Source organism: Paenibacillus sp. FSL R5-0887, assembly GCF_038002305.1.
Taxonomy (GTDB): Bacteria; Bacillota; Bacilli; order Paenibacillales; family Paenibacillaceae; genus Paenibacillus_AQ; species Paenibacillus_AQ odorifer.
Genome location: NZ_JBBOCE010000001.1, coordinates 2,795,855 through 2,812,021 on the forward strand (window position 1 = coordinate 2,795,855; position 16,167 = coordinate 2,812,021).

The 16,167-nt window shown below is 44.5% G+C and carries 17 protein-coding genes; 4 read left to right on the plus strand and 13 right to left on the minus strand.

Annotation, left to right across the window (positions count from 1 at the left end; genetic code table 11):
* Nucleotides 1-50: 50 nt before the first annotated feature.
* The gene (locus MKY14_RS12670) at nucleotides 51-314 is read right to left on the minus strand and encodes a YqhV family protein (protein ID WP_371915730.1); all 264 of its coding nucleotides are present in this window, start codon (nucleotides 312-314) and stop codon (nucleotides 51-53) included.
* Between the two features lie 302 nt (nucleotides 315-616).
* Here MKY14_RS12670 and MKY14_RS12675 point away from each other — a divergent pair, with 302 nt between their 5' ends.
* Nucleotides 617-1,483: a YitT family protein gene (locus tag MKY14_RS12675; RefSeq protein ID WP_081382367.1), complete on the plus strand. Its 867-nt coding sequence runs from the start codon at nucleotides 617-619 to the stop codon at nucleotides 1,481-1,483.
* Nucleotides 1,484-1,617: 134 nt separating this feature from the next.
* On the opposite strand, the gene MKY14_RS12680 is transcribed toward MKY14_RS12675, so the two are convergent.
* From MKY14_RS12680 to MKY14_RS12700, 5 genes are all read right to left on the minus strand, one after another.
* The gene (locus MKY14_RS12680) at nucleotides 1,618-2,871 is read right to left on the minus strand and encodes an aspartate kinase (protein ID WP_036682855.1); all 1,254 of its coding nucleotides are present in this window, start codon (nucleotides 2,869-2,871) and stop codon (nucleotides 1,618-1,620) included.
* 193 nt (nucleotides 2,872-3,064) lie between these two features.
* Nucleotides 3,065-3,613: a dihydrofolate reductase family protein gene (locus tag MKY14_RS12685; protein ID WP_076278401.1), complete on the minus strand. Its 549-nt coding sequence runs from the start codon at nucleotides 3,611-3,613 to the stop codon at nucleotides 3,065-3,067.
* Between the two features lie 147 nt (nucleotides 3,614-3,760).
* On the minus strand, nucleotides 3,761-4,318 hold the full coding sequence (gene efp, locus MKY14_RS12690; RefSeq protein ID WP_038572538.1) for an elongation factor P: 558 nt from the start codon (nucleotides 4,316-4,318) through the stop codon (nucleotides 3,761-3,763).
* A gap of 46 nt (nucleotides 4,319-4,364) precedes the next feature.
* Entirely contained in the window at nucleotides 4,365-5,435 is a 1,071-nt protein-coding gene (locus MKY14_RS12695; protein ID WP_036682862.1) for a M24 family metallopeptidase, read from the minus strand.
* Nucleotides 5,436-5,509: 74 nt separating this feature from the next.
* On the minus strand, nucleotides 5,510-6,001 hold the full coding sequence (locus MKY14_RS12700) for a YqhR family membrane protein (protein ID WP_036682865.1): 492 nt from the start codon (nucleotides 5,999-6,001) through the stop codon (nucleotides 5,510-5,512).
* A 207-nt stretch (nucleotides 6,002-6,208) separates the two neighbouring features.
* Here MKY14_RS12700 and MKY14_RS12705 point away from each other — a divergent pair, with 207 nt between their 5' ends.
* Together MKY14_RS12705 and MKY14_RS12710 are read left to right on the plus strand one after the other, a co-directional pair.
* Nucleotides 6,209-7,156 carry a DUF1385 domain-containing protein gene (locus MKY14_RS12705; RefSeq protein ID WP_094901946.1) on the plus strand — a complete coding sequence of 316 codons (948 nt, stop codon included), beginning with the start codon at nucleotides 6,209-6,211 and terminating at the stop codon, nucleotides 7,154-7,156.
* A gap of 7 nt (nucleotides 7,157-7,163) precedes the next feature.
* Complete coding sequence (locus tag MKY14_RS12710; protein WP_339169024.1) at nucleotides 7,164-7,502, plus strand: hypothetical protein; 339 nt, start codon at nucleotides 7,164-7,166, stop codon at nucleotides 7,500-7,502.
* Nucleotides 7,503-7,589: 87 nt separating this feature from the next.
* Here MKY14_RS12710 and MKY14_RS12715 read toward each other — a convergent pair whose 3' ends face one another.
* The 3 genes from MKY14_RS12715 to mntR form a co-directional block, all read right to left on the minus strand.
* On the minus strand, nucleotides 7,590-8,519 hold the full coding sequence (locus tag MKY14_RS12715; protein ID WP_076193098.1) for a patatin-like phospholipase family protein: 930 nt from the start codon (nucleotides 8,517-8,519) through the stop codon (nucleotides 7,590-7,592).
* 88 nt (nucleotides 8,520-8,607) lie between these two features.
* Nucleotides 8,608-10,296 (minus strand): family 10 glycosylhydrolase, encoded by a 1,689-nt coding sequence (locus MKY14_RS12720; protein WP_076220441.1) that lies wholly within the window; start codon nucleotides 10,294-10,296, stop codon nucleotides 8,608-8,610.
* A 263-nt stretch (nucleotides 10,297-10,559) separates the two neighbouring features.
* Nucleotides 10,560-10,985: a transcriptional regulator MntR gene (mntR, locus tag MKY14_RS12725; protein WP_036682880.1), complete on the minus strand. Its 426-nt coding sequence runs from the start codon at nucleotides 10,983-10,985 to the stop codon at nucleotides 10,560-10,562.
* Between the two features lie 193 nt (nucleotides 10,986-11,178).
* On the opposite strand from mntR, the gene splB reads away from it, so the two are divergent.
* Entirely contained in the window at nucleotides 11,179-12,255 is a 1,077-nt protein-coding gene (gene splB, locus MKY14_RS12730) for a spore photoproduct lyase (RefSeq protein ID WP_036682882.1), read from the plus strand.
* Here splB and MKY14_RS12735 read toward each other — a convergent pair.
* The 4 genes from MKY14_RS12735 to MKY14_RS12750 form a co-directional block, all read right to left on the minus strand.
* Nucleotides 12,252-12,965 carry a cytochrome c biogenesis CcdA family protein gene (locus MKY14_RS12735; protein WP_339187953.1) on the minus strand — a complete coding sequence of 238 codons (714 nt, stop codon included), beginning with the start codon at nucleotides 12,963-12,965 and terminating at the stop codon, nucleotides 12,252-12,254. The two genes, splB and MKY14_RS12735, sit on opposite strands and share 4 nt — an antisense overlap.
* A gap of 135 nt (nucleotides 12,966-13,100) precedes the next feature.
* Entirely contained in the window at nucleotides 13,101-13,904 is an 804-nt protein-coding gene (locus MKY14_RS12740; protein WP_036682884.1) for a metal ABC transporter permease, read from the minus strand.
* A gap of 359 nt (nucleotides 13,905-14,263) precedes the next feature.
* Nucleotides 14,264-15,013, minus strand: coding sequence for a metal ABC transporter ATP-binding protein (locus MKY14_RS12745; RefSeq protein WP_036682888.1), 750 nt, complete (start codon nucleotides 15,011-15,013; stop codon nucleotides 14,264-14,266).
* 34 nt (nucleotides 15,014-15,047) lie between these two features.
* On the minus strand, nucleotides 15,048-16,046 hold the full coding sequence (locus tag MKY14_RS12750) for a metal ABC transporter solute-binding protein, Zn/Mn family (protein WP_076277679.1): 999 nt from the start codon (nucleotides 16,044-16,046) through the stop codon (nucleotides 15,048-15,050).
* Nucleotides 16,047-16,167 lie beyond the last annotated feature (121 nt).

A 16,167-nucleotide genomic window follows, 5' to 3' on the forward strand; every position in this document is an offset into this window, starting at 1 on the left:
TGCTTTATTCCATATTTATGCTTGTACGCGCCCAATATGCCTATCATCTATCATTTTTTCAAAATCCCGATTAAGAGAAAGGCTACACCGCAGCCCACCCAGCCTAATTTGCTCCATGACAGCTGCTGTGCCATCCCAGTCAGACCAATAGCTGTCGTCAATATCAATATGGTCGGGCCTACCAAAGCCAGTCCAGAATTGACAGCCAGCGCCTTATCGACCTGATTTAATCTGAGCATTATCAGCGCAGCTATAATCTCTGCACTGCCCGAGAACAACCGCAGAGTTGCCATCCAGCTTACATACTTGTCCAATCTACTCCACTCCTTTTACTAATTCATTCATACCAAAAGAGATCTGAGGCTTGTTTAGCTTTCTATTACTCATGGATATGCGTGGCTTTTTCACTTTAGACAATGAGAAATGACAGATTTGCTGATCAGACTGTGAAAGAATTCATAGTGAGTGGGTTCATAAATAAATATAATCAGTACGATAAAATAATTTTTACGAACGCCTTCATCTGTGGTATCCTTTTTAATTGGAAATATAGTGAGTTTATATTTTCAAAAAAAGGCAAACTAAAAAGACATAAGAAAAAGAGGGGATTTGTGTCATGCACGTACGAAATTACGGGCTACCGCTCAGCATGCGGTCCGTAGTCAGACCAGTAAGAGAAGCGGCAATCATTATTTTTTCAGCTTTTTTAGTCGCCGCAGGGATGAGATTATTTCTAATTCCTCATCAACTGCTAAGCGGCGGGGTAGCAGGGGTGGCTTCAGTCATCGGGTATGTAACTAATCCGAAGTACATCTCAATCATTTATTTTGCGATAAACCTTCCTGTTCTGATCTGGGGATTTATTGCAGTGGGGAAAAAGTACATCTTACTAAGCATGCTTTCCGTTTTAGCTACCACCTGGTTCATGACAATTATTCCTGCGGTAAAAGTGACCAAAGACCCGATTTTGGCTAGTATTTTTGGCGGCGTAATTATTGCTGGCGGGGTTGGATTTTCTCTCCGTGCCGGGGGTTCATCTGGAGGATTTGATATATTAGGCTCGATTATTACACGTAAGCGGGATATTCCTATTGGGAATGTACTCTTCGTAATGGATGGGATCGTTATTCTGAGTTTAGGCTTCTTTAAAAGCTGGGACTCAGCCTTATACGCTATGCTCTGTATTTTTGTGAAAAGCAGAGTGGTTGATATGATTCATATTCGTCATGTTAAGCTAACCTGCTTCATTGTTACCAAGGAACGGGATAAAATGCTGAATCGTCTTAGAGAGCTGCCTCATGGCATCACAGTAGTCAACGCAGAGGGCGGTTACAGTCACGAGGGTAATACAATGCTGATGACCGTAACGACCCGCTATGAGCTGTCAGAGCTGCGTAAGACTATCCTTGAGACGGATCCAAGCTCTTTCGTCAATGTACTTGAGACTGTTGAAATTCTAGGCCGGTTTAGACGTTTAGGATAAATACCCATATAGATGTAAAAAGGAACGCTGCATTCAAACCTGCAGCGTTCCTTTTCATTTATTGCTGATGCCCAAAAAGGAGACCCCGTAGCTAAATAGCTGTAGGATCTCCCTTTTTATTGATTGAACGGCTCTTAACGACGATCCTTAGGACCACCAACAAAGGCCTGCTCAGTTGTATCCAGATTATAAGCAGTGTGAAGCGCCTGAATGATCGATGGCAAATTGCCGGATTCGATTACACAAGAAACCTTAATCTCAGACGTGCTGACCATCTTAATGCTTACGCCCTCTTGGGAGAGCACATCAAACATTTGAGCTGCAACACCAGGATGGCTAACCATACCCGCGCCAACAATAGAAACCTTAACGAGGTTATCCTCGGACGTTACTTCACGGTAAGGTAAAGTTTTATGGATTTCTTTAATGACTTCCTTCGCACGGTCCAGTTCATCAAGTGAAACTGTAAATGAGAAGTCAGCCTGCTCATTCTGCACACCACTTTGTACTATGATATCAACGTTTACGCCTTCTTCAGCCAGCTTACCGAAGACTTGGGCGAGTACACCCGGTACATCAGGTACTCCTAGAATACTGACACGTGCTACATTCTTATCATAAGCAATCCCACTAACTACGACTCCTTGCTCCATGCTTGCTTCCTCCTTCACAACAGTACCTTCATTATGATTAAAGCTCGATCTAACGACCAGCTTAACTTGATGACGCTTAGCATACTCCACTGCACGCGGATGTAGTACCGCCGCTCCCAGATTGGCAAGCTCTAGCATCTCATCGTATGAGATTTCGTTCAGCTTGCGGGCTGTTTTCACAATGCGTGGATCTGTAGAATAGATACCATCAACGTCGGTATAAATCTCACATACATCTGCTTGAATAGCAGCCGCAAGGGCTACAGCTGTCGTGTCCGATCCTCCGCGGCCCAGGGTAGTGATCTCACCATCCAAAGTCATCCCTTGGAAACCGGCAACGATAACGATCTGTTCGCGTTCCAAAGACGCTACTACACGGTGTGGATCAATATCATTGATACGAGCTCTACCGTGGGTTTCGTCTGTACGGAACCCGGCCTGCCATCCTGTATAAGATACTGCATTCCGCCCGATCCCATGAAGAGCTATGGACAAAAGAGCAACGGAAATCTGCTCTCCTGTTGTCATCAGCATATCCATTTCACGTGCAGGCGGCTGCCCGTTTAATTGCTTCGCCGTATCGATCAAATCATCTGTTGTATCCCCCATAGCAGATACAACTACAACGCAGCGATGTCCCTCATCCTGCTTGTCTGCGATGCGCTTGGCAACACGTTGCATGCGTTCTGTGTCGCCGACGGAGCTGCCTCCGAATTTCATAACATAAAGTGACAAAGTCCCACTCACTCCCCATATCGGTCTATGTAGTTGCTTCTAATCGGTTTCCCGCTTTAAACCAGTATAATACGAAAATAGCGTAATGCGTTAATGATTTCATTAAAAAATTATTGATTTTCCAGAAGCTAACAAAAAGATAAGGTCAGCTTCAAGACACTAGCTGACCTCATTTCACTCGTCTTCCGGTTTTTTATTGAGAAGCTGGTCGATAAGTCAAGGCCATCACTCCAGAACTGAATCTTTTGGAGTCCACTAGCTCCAAAGTCTTCTCTTCACCAACGTTTTCGAACAGGCGCTGACCGCTACCCAGCAGAATCGGGAAGACCAGAAGCTGATATTCATCGACAAGGCCAAGCTGCATCAGGCTCTGCGCAAGCGTACAACTGCCAAAAACGAGAATATCTCTCCCCGGCTGCTCCTTCAGCTTGGACACCTCCTGAGCAAGATCGCCCTTGATCAAGCTTGAATTGCTCCATGTTGTTTCTTCGAGAGTTGTGGAGACTACGTACTTAGCGTATCCATTCATCATTTCACCGTACTCACCTGTCTGCTCAACCATATTTGGCCAAGCCTCTGCAAAACCTTCGTAGGTTGTCCGTCCTAACATTAGAGCGTCAGCAGCTTTCAGTTCAGCAAACTTGAAATGCTCCTGTTCTTCACTTCCGAATGAGAAGGTCCATTGTGGATTTTCCATAACACCATCAAGGGATATGAACTCAGATATAATTAATTTTCTCATATGCGCCTCCTTCTAATGCTTTAATTCGTAAGTATAACATTCCACACCCATACTGTTCCTCATGCATCCTCGTTTATATACCAAAAACCCCCCACCGTAATAACGGGGGAGGCTGATTGGTTATAAGTTCGGCAAGTATGATGCTTCCTACGCGCGGGAGATATATTTACCTTCGCGAGTATCAATAAGCAACACATCTCCTTCATTGATGAACAGAGGAACTTGTACAGAATGACCTGTTTCAAGCTTGGCCGATTTAGTAGCGCCTTGAGCAGTATTTCCCTTCACACCTGGCTCAGTTTCAACAACCTTCAGCTCTACGCTGGTAGGCAGGTTAATCCCAAGGATTTCACCTTGGTAACTGATGATGTTTACAGTCATGTTCTCTTTAAGGAAGTTCAATTCCCATTCAAGCTGCTTGCTGGACAATTCGAATTGGTCATAAGTTTCGTTGTCCATGAAAGCATGCTCCGATCCGCTTGCATACAAATATTGCACGCCACGGTTCTCAATAATAGCACGGCCAATAGTTTCACCAGCACGGAAAGTACGCTCAACAGTGTTACCATTGCGCAGGTTTTTCAGCTTAGAGCGAACGAACGCAGCACCTTTACCTGGTTTAACGTGCTGGAAATCAAGAACGGTAAAAATATCACCGTCCACCTCTACGGTCAAGCCTGTCTTAAAATCGTTTACTGAAATCACTAAAAATCCCTCCTGAATTCGATAATTAAACTACTACTTTTCTTACTTACAGTACTGTATATTCTTTGGACGAATGGGTCAGCAGCGATATTCCGCTCTCGGTGATCACAATATCGTCTTCAATACGTACTCCGCCAATCCCCGGCAAATAGATACCTGGTTCTACAGTAACGACCATTCCCGGCTGCATGATATCGTCACTCAGCTTGGACAAACGCGGCCATTCATGAACTTCCATTCCAAGTCCATGACCCGTGCTATGTCCAAATTGATCACCATATCCGTAGCTAGCGATGATATCACGTGCCAGTGCATCACATTCCCGTCCAGTCATACCCGGTTTGATATGTGCCAACGTATGTAGCTGAGCTTCCAGCACAATATCATAGATTTCTTTCAGCTTCGGATCTGGAGCTCCGAGTGCAATGGTACGAGTCACATCTGAGCAGTATCCATCGAGTAATGCACCGAAATCAAGCGTAATAAATTCATTACCTTGAATTACACGGCTGCTTGCTACGCCATGCGGCATGGACGAACGTTCACCTGAAGCAACAATCGTATCAAACGATGACGCAGTTGCCCCGTGGGTACGCATATAGAATTCCATTTCCAAATCGACGTCTCTTTCAGTCATGCCTGGTTTGATCACATTCAGAATATGATTGAATGTAGCATCAGCCAGATCAGCTGCACGTTGCATAACAGCAAGCTCTTCAGCATCCTTGAACATACGGAGGTCTTCCACGGCTTTGGAAACTGGAACTAACACTGCCGGCTTAAGGGCTTCCGCATATGAGGTATAAGCGCTGAATGAGACATCATCCTGTTCGAAACCAACACGTACCTCACTGCCTGTTGGCAGCAACTCGCGTACTGTATCAATAAATTTAGGACCATGCTCTACAACCTTAACTCCTACCGCTTGATCCGCAGCCTGTGTCATGTACCTGAAGTCAGTTAGCAGATAACAATCATCGCTTGTCACCAATACATAACCGGACGATCCGGTAAATCCACTTAAATAGCGGCGGTTATAACCGCTGGTTATCAACATTGCTTCCAATCCTTTATCCTGCAAAACCTTACGCAGCTTGGAGACGCGCTCGTTACCCATTTTCATTCTCCTCTCGAAATAGCCACATTGTATTTTAACATAGGGATATCCCCTTGAGAAGTTTTTTCGAGCCGTTAGGCAAGTGCAGTCGCTTGCTCACGCTTTCGTTCGTCGGTATACTCAATCGCCGCTGTGTATCCAATGAACATCCCCCAAAGTAAAAAAAGGCAGAACTCACTAATCACAGTGTTCCACGGCAGCTTAAAAGGCGGCTGCATAAGAAACATTTGCGAGCCGGGAATAAATATAACTACCCACCACAAAACACCATAAACCAATCCTGGCCAAGGTCCCTTCAGCTTGCGCAGAATAAGCACATATAGCAGTGAGGCTATCACTGAAAATAAGATGAAAAACAAATAACCCACGAGATGTCCATACATTGTTGTCAGAAAAGTATGTTTAAAAAACGGCTCTGCTAAATAACCAGGACTAACCTTGGTAAAGCTGAACCAGTAGATTAACCAGTGCAGCCCTCCCCAAATCAAACCTGCGAAAAAACCTAATTCGAGCGCAAAAAACCAAATATTAGTATGATCTGATTGTTGTTGATGTGATTTGCTCATAGAATTACCTCTCTTTCCGTATTTTTAATAACGATTTGTCTCTCCTTGTCCATATAAGGTAGTATGTGCAGCAAAAGGCGATCCAACTAGTAATGTCTTCAAAAATTAGTTACAATGTATTATATAAATCATATTAATTACGGGAAGGTGAATTGGTTGTCCCAGGAAACTCCCAGCTATGGCGGCCAAGCCGTCATTGAAGGCGTCATGTTCGGCGGCAAGCATATTAATGTAACAGCCGTGCGACGAAAGAATCAGGAGATTACATTTTTGGAGGTGCCAAGAAGCGATAAGAGCTGGGTCACTAAACTGCGCAAGATTCCGCTGCTTCGCGGCCTTGTCAGTATTATAGATGCCAGCGCCAAAGGCTCTAAGCACTTGAACTATTCGGCTGAATCCTATGCCGAAGATGAATTGGAACCCGAAGAACTGGCGAAAGAGAAAGCTAAGCCGAAGAAAAAGGACGAAGGCTGGAGCCTCGGAATGATTTTTGGCGTTGCTGTAATGGGTATTCTCTCCTTCTTATTCGGAAAGCTCATTTTTACGCTTGTACCAGTATTTGTCGAAGATTTTTTATTCAAGAATGCATTTGATAATTATGTACTGCACAACCTCATAGAAGGCGGCATTAAAATGGTTCTCTTGCTGGTCTATTTATGGGCGATTTCGCAAACACCTGTGATCAAGCGGCTATTCCAGTATCACGGTGCGGAACACAAAGTCATCAGCGCCTTTGAAGCAGGCGAAGAGCTGACTGTCCAGAACGTTCAGAAATACAGCCGTCTGCATTACCGCTGCGGAAGCAGTTTTATGATGCTGACGATTATCCTCGGCGTTATTATTTACTCCGTAGTCCCCTGGGATAATCTTTGGGAACGTGTGATCCAACGGATTATTCTGCTGCCTGTCGTAATCGGTGTTTCGTTTGAGGTTCTGAAGGGTACCAACGCAGTAAGAGAAATTCCAGGTCTCAAATACTTGGGATACCCTGGACTATGGCTGCAGCTGCTCACTACCAAAGAACCAAAGGATGATCAGGTAGAAGTATCCATCGCCTCTTTCAATCGTATGCGTGAGCTTGATGCAGAGATTGAAGCCAGAGGATATACGGAGGCAAGTGTGTCAGGCGGCATATTGGATCCTGCGAAAGGATGAGTGTCCTATGATCAGGCATGCTTTAATTTTTTGGATTTCAGTAATTCTTGCAACATTCGGTTTTGTGATTGGAGTCTTGACTGAGCCTTTCTATACGCTGTCGAAGCTGATTCTCCCCTTAGTACTGTTAGCGATTATCTATTATGCTTACAAAATGGGACCAGGGAAATACGCTCGCAGCAGTAATGGATCTAGAATCAAAGTCAAACCTTCGCAGAAAACCATGACCAAGGTTGCTGGGATTCGCAAGACACAAGCAGCACCAGGCAAACGTAAAAGTTATCCCTTCCAAGTCATCGAAGGAAATAAAGGGAAAAACGATGATCAGCTTCCGAAGTACCATTAACTAAATAAAAACAAACACCAAAAAGCATCTCCACGTTTCAAAATAACGTGTGGGATGCTTTTTTTCTGATATTATAAAGCTTGCTTGTTATCTGGGGCGCCACTCCTTAAAGAAGTCTTCCCCTGCCTTCAGTCCGGCGGCATACAATTCGTCGCTTTGCATCTTCGTAATATTAAATTGCGTCGTGCCTATACCAAGCGTTGGGATGGTTACCGTGCGGACATATTTATCATCTTCAATATATTTCTCATCATGAGCAGACAGCATGGTGCTTACCATAGCTTGCAGCATACTGAACGGTCCCCTAATCCTGTGGGGCTGCGGGTCGGTTTTACCTACTGTTTGATACCCTACCGTAGGGATTCTTCTCCCCGGCACTTTACTATTCTCATTCATCCCGTCAAATAGCCATAAAGGAAAATTGCTTAATAACCCTCCATCCACAACGTATACAAATTGCTCAATAAAAGACTTCCCTCTAGCAGATTGTCCATTTAACCTGAGCATCACTGGATCAAAAAAATAAGGAATACTGCAGCTCATGCGCACAGCCTTAGCCACCTCAAAATGTTCAGGAGAGATTCCATACTGTTCCAACCCATCTGGTAAGACCAATATCCGGCCATTGGTAATGTCGGAAGCAATTATAGATAGTTTGCCTGGAGGCAGATCACGAAAAGTGATAATTCCCTTTTTTAGCAAAAGCGATCTCATCCACGATTCCAAGGCTTCACCCGAATACAATCCCTTCTTCAATAACACTCGCAGTGCAGGACCTACCCAAGCCGTATTATAGATGGGAGCTCGCTTCATAAACGATGAAAAAGAAGTTCCTTGGATCATCCGACTCATTTCCTCACCTTCATAACCCGCAGCCAGTAAAGTCGCTACAATTGCGCCTGAGGAGGTTCCAGCGACCTTTTTAAAGGTTCGCCCCGCCCTTTCCGTGGCTTCAACTGCTCCAGCGAGAGAAATCCCTTTTACTCCCCCTCCTTCAAACACAGCGTTAATCTCCATACACAAAAATCCCCCGTTTCCCATAGATTCTATTGCTTATCTATGAGCACGGGGGAGCATTCATGACTCCTTATCTAGAACAGTTATCTTATTTGGACTGAAAATAAAAGGTCAGCAAATTTGATAATCCAAACGGATTGCGGACTACAATGTCATTTGCTCTGAACATAATACTGCCTGCAACCTCTTTATATTTCTCATTATATTTAAGCTGGTTGATGATTTGGTCGCCACTTTGCCATTCTGCTTTCTGGTCACTTGCTCCAACCTTATAAGCAGCTTGCCCAATATAGAGCTTAACATTTGTATTCTCTACCTCTTTAACCCACCAATCTACTAGCTTATCATAACGGGCAGTGCTAAAGGACAGACTCCAATAAATTTGCGGTGCTACATAGTCAATCCAGCCTTGCTTGATCCATGTCCGAACATCGGCGTACATATCGTCATAAGCGGTAACTCCAGCTGTGGTATCCGAACCTGTGCTGTCTTTTTTGATATTACGCCATACACCAAACGGACTAATTCCATAAGAAACCTTCGGTTTCACCTTATGAATCTGTTCTCCCAATTGACGGACGAATTCATTAATATTATCGCGGCGCCAATCCGCCTTAGAGGACAGGTTCTTCGTGTTATAAGTCTTATAAGCAGTATCATCGGCAAAAGATACACCTGAAGGATAGAAATAATCATCCAAATGGACACCATCTACATCATAGCCTTTGACGACCTCCAACACTGTATCGATAATGTGCTGGCGGGCTGCTGGGATCCCTGGATTGATGTATTTTTTACCTCCGGCGTCTACAATCCATTCCGGATTTGACTTAGCCACATGATTACTTGCTAATGCGGATGTAGAAGCATCTGTTGTCGCGCGGAATGGGTTGAACCATGCATGGAACTGCATACCGCGTGAATGTGCAGCGCTGACCATATAGCTCAACGGGTCATAACCCGGATTTTTTCCTTGGGTGCCGGTCAGCACCTTAGACCAAGGAACAAGAACAGAAGGGTACAGGCTGTCTGCTGAGGTTCTAACCTGTACAAAAACAGCATTAAAACCAACAGCTTTTAGCTTGTCCAGCAGATTATCAAATTCTTGTTTTTGTTTCGCTTCGTTACCTGCAGAAGCTACTGAAGGCCAGTCCAGATTAAATACCGTAGAGATCCAGGCTCCCTTCATCTCCTTGTTAGCCGACGCACCAGGAATACTTGGAACTGTTGGTGAGGTCGGTTTTGGAGTCGCTGTAGGGGCTGGGGCCGGCGTTGGCGTAACGACTGGAGTCGCTGTAGGTACTGCTGGTGTTTCCGGATCAGCAGCCTGCGGCGGCTCTGTATTAGAGTACAAAGAAATATGTTTGGTTGCCTGATCCCAGATAACCTGTAACCCCAATTGCTCACTTACAAAACGAAGCGGCACCATAACTCGTCCCTGCTTAATCTGTACTGAGGTGTCAAGGGCTACAGAAGCATTATTAACTAATGCACTTTTCTGGCCACTGGTCAGCTTGATCTCTGTATCTCCTTGCGTGATTGTAACTGTCTTACTGCTTTGATTCCAAACTACTCCAGCACTCAACCCTTTACTAATGACGCTAATTGGCACCATCGTTACATTCGAAGCTGTGATATACGGCGGCACATCGCTTGCCAGCGCCTCGCCATCCAGTTCAATGGTAATCTGCACAGCTGCCGCACGTGCCCCAGGAGACCATAAAGGCAGAAACAATACTAATACTAGCAATCCCAACATCCATTTACGATAATTCATAATTCCTCCCCAAATCTAAAATAATATGTATCCTATAAAAAAAGAAAAAACGGATCAATCCTCCAAGTGGATGTACCGATTCCACCCTTCAAAAGAGCGGTATCAGTCTCAGCCAGAAAAAGGACTTATCCGTTTTGACGCTAAAAACTGGGAAAGGTTGCACTAAACAAAATAGAAACGGCTATACCATCAAGTAGTTTATGCTCACCAAAGCCTTGCTGGGCATAACTTTAAGGACGATATCCGTTTCGGGAAAAAACATTTCAAGAATCGCTTGCCAGTTCATTGTGAATAGCATATAAAGTCTGCAGACGTTCTTCATCGCGGCGGAAATATTCCACCAACGTTTCGATACGTGTAATCGAATCCCAACTCAGGTGGTGCTCGATCCCTTCAACATCATTATAGATAAATTCCTGCTGTACTCCGATCAAACCGAGGAATTCTTCCAATAGTTGATGACGATCAACAAGACGTTTCCCTACTTTTTTCCCTTTGTTGGTTAGGACAAGCCCACGATATTTCTCATAGATGAGATATTCGTCCTTATCCAGTTTTTGGATCATCTTGGTCACAGAGGAGGGGTGTACTTCCAGTCCCTCGGCAATATCCGAGACCCGCGCATAACCTTTCTCATCAATGAGCTTATATATGCGCTCCAAATAATCCTCCATGCTGGGTGTTGGCATTAAAATTTACCTCTTTTCTATAATGAACCTGGCGCCGAGCCAAACCTTGCTCTAACAATGATACATGTTTCTAACGCCCCTTGGCAAGTCCTTCAAGAGAACATACTGCGGAGTTACCCATGATTGCCATGCTTCTAATGAGACTCAGTTAGGCATAATAAACGTACTCATCTTTCAGAAGGAGCGTGAATTCATGACTATAGTGACACCTGAGACCCCTCCCGTAAAGAGAACCAGAAAAGCTACAGCCCTTTTTGTCCCCGAGCTTGTTTTCTTCGAGCCGGATGCTTTAAATTACCCGAAAGGTGAACGAATTATGGAATGGGTGAAGGCTAACAATATTCCCTATCGCATGACTACATCGCATAACCGTATAATGAATTTCCCGGGTGACACAGAGGTCGAGCAATATAAAATTGCCAAAAGAACACTTGTAGTCGGTCTTCGCAAAACCTTAAAGTTTGACCAATCCAAACCCTCCGCAGATTATGCAATTCCGATCGCAACTGGCTGCATGGGCCACTGCCATTATTGTTATTTGCAGACTACTTTAGGGGCAAAGCCTTACATTCGTGTATATGTAAACACCGAAGACATCATTGACGCCGCAAAAAAATATATCGAGGAGCGCAGCCCTGAAATCACGACTTTTGAAGCAGCCTGTACCTCAGATCCGTTAGGACTGGAGCATATTACCGGGTCTCTTTCAGAACTCATCACATTCATGGCAGCGGAGCCCCTTGGCCGCCTGCGCTTTGTGACCAAATACCAACATGTTGAACCCCTACTCGATTTGCAGCATAACGGACATACCAGAATTCGTTTTAGCGTGAATGCTGACTATGTGATCAAAAATTTCGAGCCTGCTACCTCGCGGTTTGAAGAGCGAATTGAAGCGGCTGGAAAGGTTGCCCGCGCCGGCTATCCACTGGGCTTCATCATTGCCCCAATTATTTGGTATGACGGCTGGCAGGAAGGCTATGCGGAGCTGCTGGCCAAATTAGCCAAGACCCTTCCGCCGGAAATCGGAAAAGGTCTAACCTTTGAAATGATTCAGCACCGATTCACCAAAACAGCCAAGACTGTAATTGAGAAACGTTACCCGAAATCTAAACTAGAAATGGACATGGAGAAACGCAAAAAGAAATGGGGCCGCTGGGGACAGAACAAATATGTCTATCCGGATGAACAGCAAACCGCCCTGCGAGAATTTATCACAGAGCGGATTTTTGAGCATTTTCCGGAAGCAGGTATTGATTACTTCACCTAAAAAATCAGCCAATCCGGCGTTATTCCTTGTAGCCACACTGTGATCCTGAACATTTGATCCGTGAACAGCAAAACACCCATAAATACCATAAGTATGCCGCCAATCTTCATCAGCAGATTCGAATACTTGAGGATACGCTTCACTCCGCCTAAGAAAAAGGCTAAGAGAAAAAATGGCAGAGCAAATCCGATGCTATACGCGGTAATCAATGTAAACCAAGTGCCCGGGTCACTTGCCGAAAGAGCAATAATTGCCGTCAAAATCGGCCCGATACAGGGTGACCAACCCGCTGAAAAACCAATTCCGAAAATAAAGGAGCCCACATAACCCGCCGGTTTCCATTTTAAATCAAGCTTACGTTCACGAAGTAAAAACTGCGGCTGAAAAATCCCAAGCAAAAACAAACCCATTACAATAATTAGAATCGCCGACAATTGCCGGATCAGATCACGCTGGCCATTAAAGAATTGCCCAAATAACCCAGCCCCAAAACCAAGTGTGTAAAAAACTGCAGAAAAACCTAATATAAATGCCAATGTATGAGTCAGGGTGCGTACACGAACCTCTTTAGAGTTGCTGCCTGATTTTAATTGTTGAACGGATAACCCGGTAATGTACGATAAATAAGAGGGGTACAGCGGTAAACAGCATGGCGATATAAACGATGCCACCCCTGCGGCTAAAGCAATTCCTGCATTGATATTAGACAAATAGCGGCTCTCCTTCCGGCATTCGAGTCACTTCATGGAGCTGCTTATGGCTCCTTTTTTTCGCTTATCGTCCTTACAAGGACACCGAAGGCGTTTATGCTTGCCTAATGCGATACCGATTACTTAATTCGCTGTTTATGCTGGCAATCCCTTTTTACCGATCAAGGTTAATACCAATAATGATATGAGCAAAAGCACAATAGTTGCACCGGGAGCCAAATTCCAGACTCCAGCTACCACTAGTCCACCTACAACGGCTATCTCCGAAATAATAACCGCCAGGATGACCGAGGATTTAAAGCTGCGAGATAGCAATAAGCTGATTGCAACCGGAATAGTCAACAAAGCAGATACCAACAGCGAGCCTACGATCTTGATGGCTGTGCTAATCACAAGTGCTGTCAGAATGGTGATCAGCATGTTAAGCAGTTTCACCGGAAGCCCGCTTACACTTGCTGCATCCTCTTCAAAGCTAAGCAAAAAGAACTCTTTAAAGAACATCGAAACTACCACTACAACAGCTATAGTCACTATGCCTACAACGATCAAATCGGTATTATCGAGCGTATAAATGCTGCCGAACAAATAACTCATTACGTCCGCATTATACCCTTTTCCTAAGGTGAAAAAGAGTGAAGCCAACGCCACTCCGCCTGACATTATAATGGCAATCGACAGCTCCGCATAACTCTTATAAGCCTTGCGAAGCTTTTCAATCGCGAAGGACGCTACCACTGCAAAGATAAGGCCTGCGCCCAGCGGATAAAATCCTGTTAGAAAACCGAGTGCCACCCCCGCTATAGTAACATGAGCCAGCGTATCACCAATCATGGATAATCGTCTAAGCACAAGAAAAACGCCTATAAGCGGCGCTGTTATACCAATCAGCAGTCCGCCCGCAAGCGCCCGCTGAAAAAAATCGCTAAATAGTATTTCCAACTTAAACTCTCCTTCATACAAAACTCAAACCATTTTAAAGCCTTTTTCAAACCTTTTTCGATCCCTCCCAAACCCTCCCTTCCAAGGGTGGGCCCCAAGGGCTCTGCCCTCTGGACACCCGTTAAGTGCAACTAGCGTAGGAGTTAGTGTTACTGAACATAGTTAGGTCGGGGAAAGATCGCTTTCGTCCCTAGAGGGACACGCTTGCAGACTGGCGGTGCTTAGATAAGAGAAAACAAGAAATAGGAACAAGGTCGAAATACTCCTAGTAAAAACCCTGTCTACTGACTAACTTCCACACGCAAGTTATGTATGCACTGAGAACAGAGGCAAACCTCTGCTCAGAGTTTAATTATGACTTAAGAGAGCGTGTGCTGCAGATTCTCTTCTGTGCAATTCTGGAGATCATGTGAGTGGCGGGAGTAAAAGTTGATTTTACCATTCGTCTGCACGGGCTCATGACCTAAATAATTTTTGATCATGTCGATATCATGCGACACCATCAGGAAGGTCATATGATGATGAGCATGCATATGGGTAATTAATTCAAAGAATCCCGCTTGTGATTCGGCATCAATACCCACGGTAGGTTCGTCCAAAATCAGCAGGTCAGGATGGTTAATCAGCGCCCGAGCCAGAAAAACACGCTGCTGCTGACCGCCTGACAACTGGCCTACTCTTTTCTCCGCGATATCTTGTATCCGCATGACTTCAAGTGCATCCTCACATTGACGATGCTGAGCCTTAGATACTCTGCGGATCAGATTCTTGTTATTATATAGACCTGACAGAACTACTTCACGCACCGTTGCTGGAAACAACGGGTTGAAGGCATTCTTTTGCGGAACATACCCGATCCGTTCCCAGTCTTTAAACTTGCGGACAGGCGTTCCGAATAATTTAATTTCACCAGAGCTCGCTGGAAGCAAGCCAACGATCATTTTCATCAATGTTGTTTTACCAGCACCATTAGAACCAATGATACCAAGGAAATCTCGTTCTCTTACACTATAGTTAAGATTCGATATCACCTTCTGTTCCCCATATGAAAAAGAAAGATCCTGTATATCGATGATATGCTGATGGCAGTCCAAGGATACCGATTGCATGCTTAAGTACCGCCTTTCCCTTATACTTTCCTTATTATTGTAAGGCCATAATCAGATTTTGCAAATTTTTCTCCATCAGAGTGAAGTAATTGTCGCCGTTCTTCTCTTGCTCCGCAGTAAGTCCCTCTACCGGATTAAGCACCATAGTGGAAACGCCCGCTTCGGCTGCCAGAGTCTTAGCCAGTTTATCGGAGACAAGCTCTTCAAAAAAGATATACTTAATCCCTTCATCTTTTACCATTTTCGCAAGCTTCACTAAATCCTGTCCGCGCGGCTCAGCGTCTGGCGAAAGTCCCATAATCGCATGTTGATCCAATCCATAATCACGGGCAAGGTAAGAAAAAGCCTGATGTGATACTACGATCTTATGGTTGGGCAGCTTAGCAAGCTCCTCTTTGAATTTACTGTCTAACGCCTGCAAACGTTCCGCAAGCTTATTGTAACGCTCTTCATAACCTTCTTTATGCTCAGGATCCACGGACTGAAGGCTTTCTTTAATATTCTGAGCCATGACAATGGCTGATTTTGGACTTACCCAAGTATGCGGGTCTGTATGCAGGCTGTCTCCTGAGGCATTACTGTTATGATCCGTGTCCTCATTTTGATGAGACTCTTCCTCACTTGCCCCATGATCATGCCCGTCATCTTCATCGGTCATGATATAATCAATACCTTGGCTTACTTCAACCGCCTTAACTTTACTGCTGCTATCAAGACCTTTTAAAAAGTTAGGAACCCAGCCTTCTAAGCCTGCACCGTTATATAGAAATAGCTGTGCCTTAGAAGTGTTGATAATGTCTTGACTGCGCGGTGTCCAATCATGTGGCTCCACACCCACTGGAAGCAGGTTAATAGCATTGATATCTTCCCCGCCAATCTCCTTAGCAAACTCGTAAATAGGATAAAAGGTTGTAACTACATTTACTTTCCCTTCAACTATACTTCCACTGCTCTTAGGTCCGCATGCACTTAGTGTAAATACAAGTACCAGTGCAAGGACGAGCAAACTTATACGCGATTTCATTGCCGCCATTATATTGATCTACCCCTCAAATCGTAAATTTTACTATTAGTAGTATAATAGTAATCGTTACGATAAGTCAACAAAGAAACCTCACTCAGAAGAAAGACGGTATCGTCCTTTATAAAAAAGA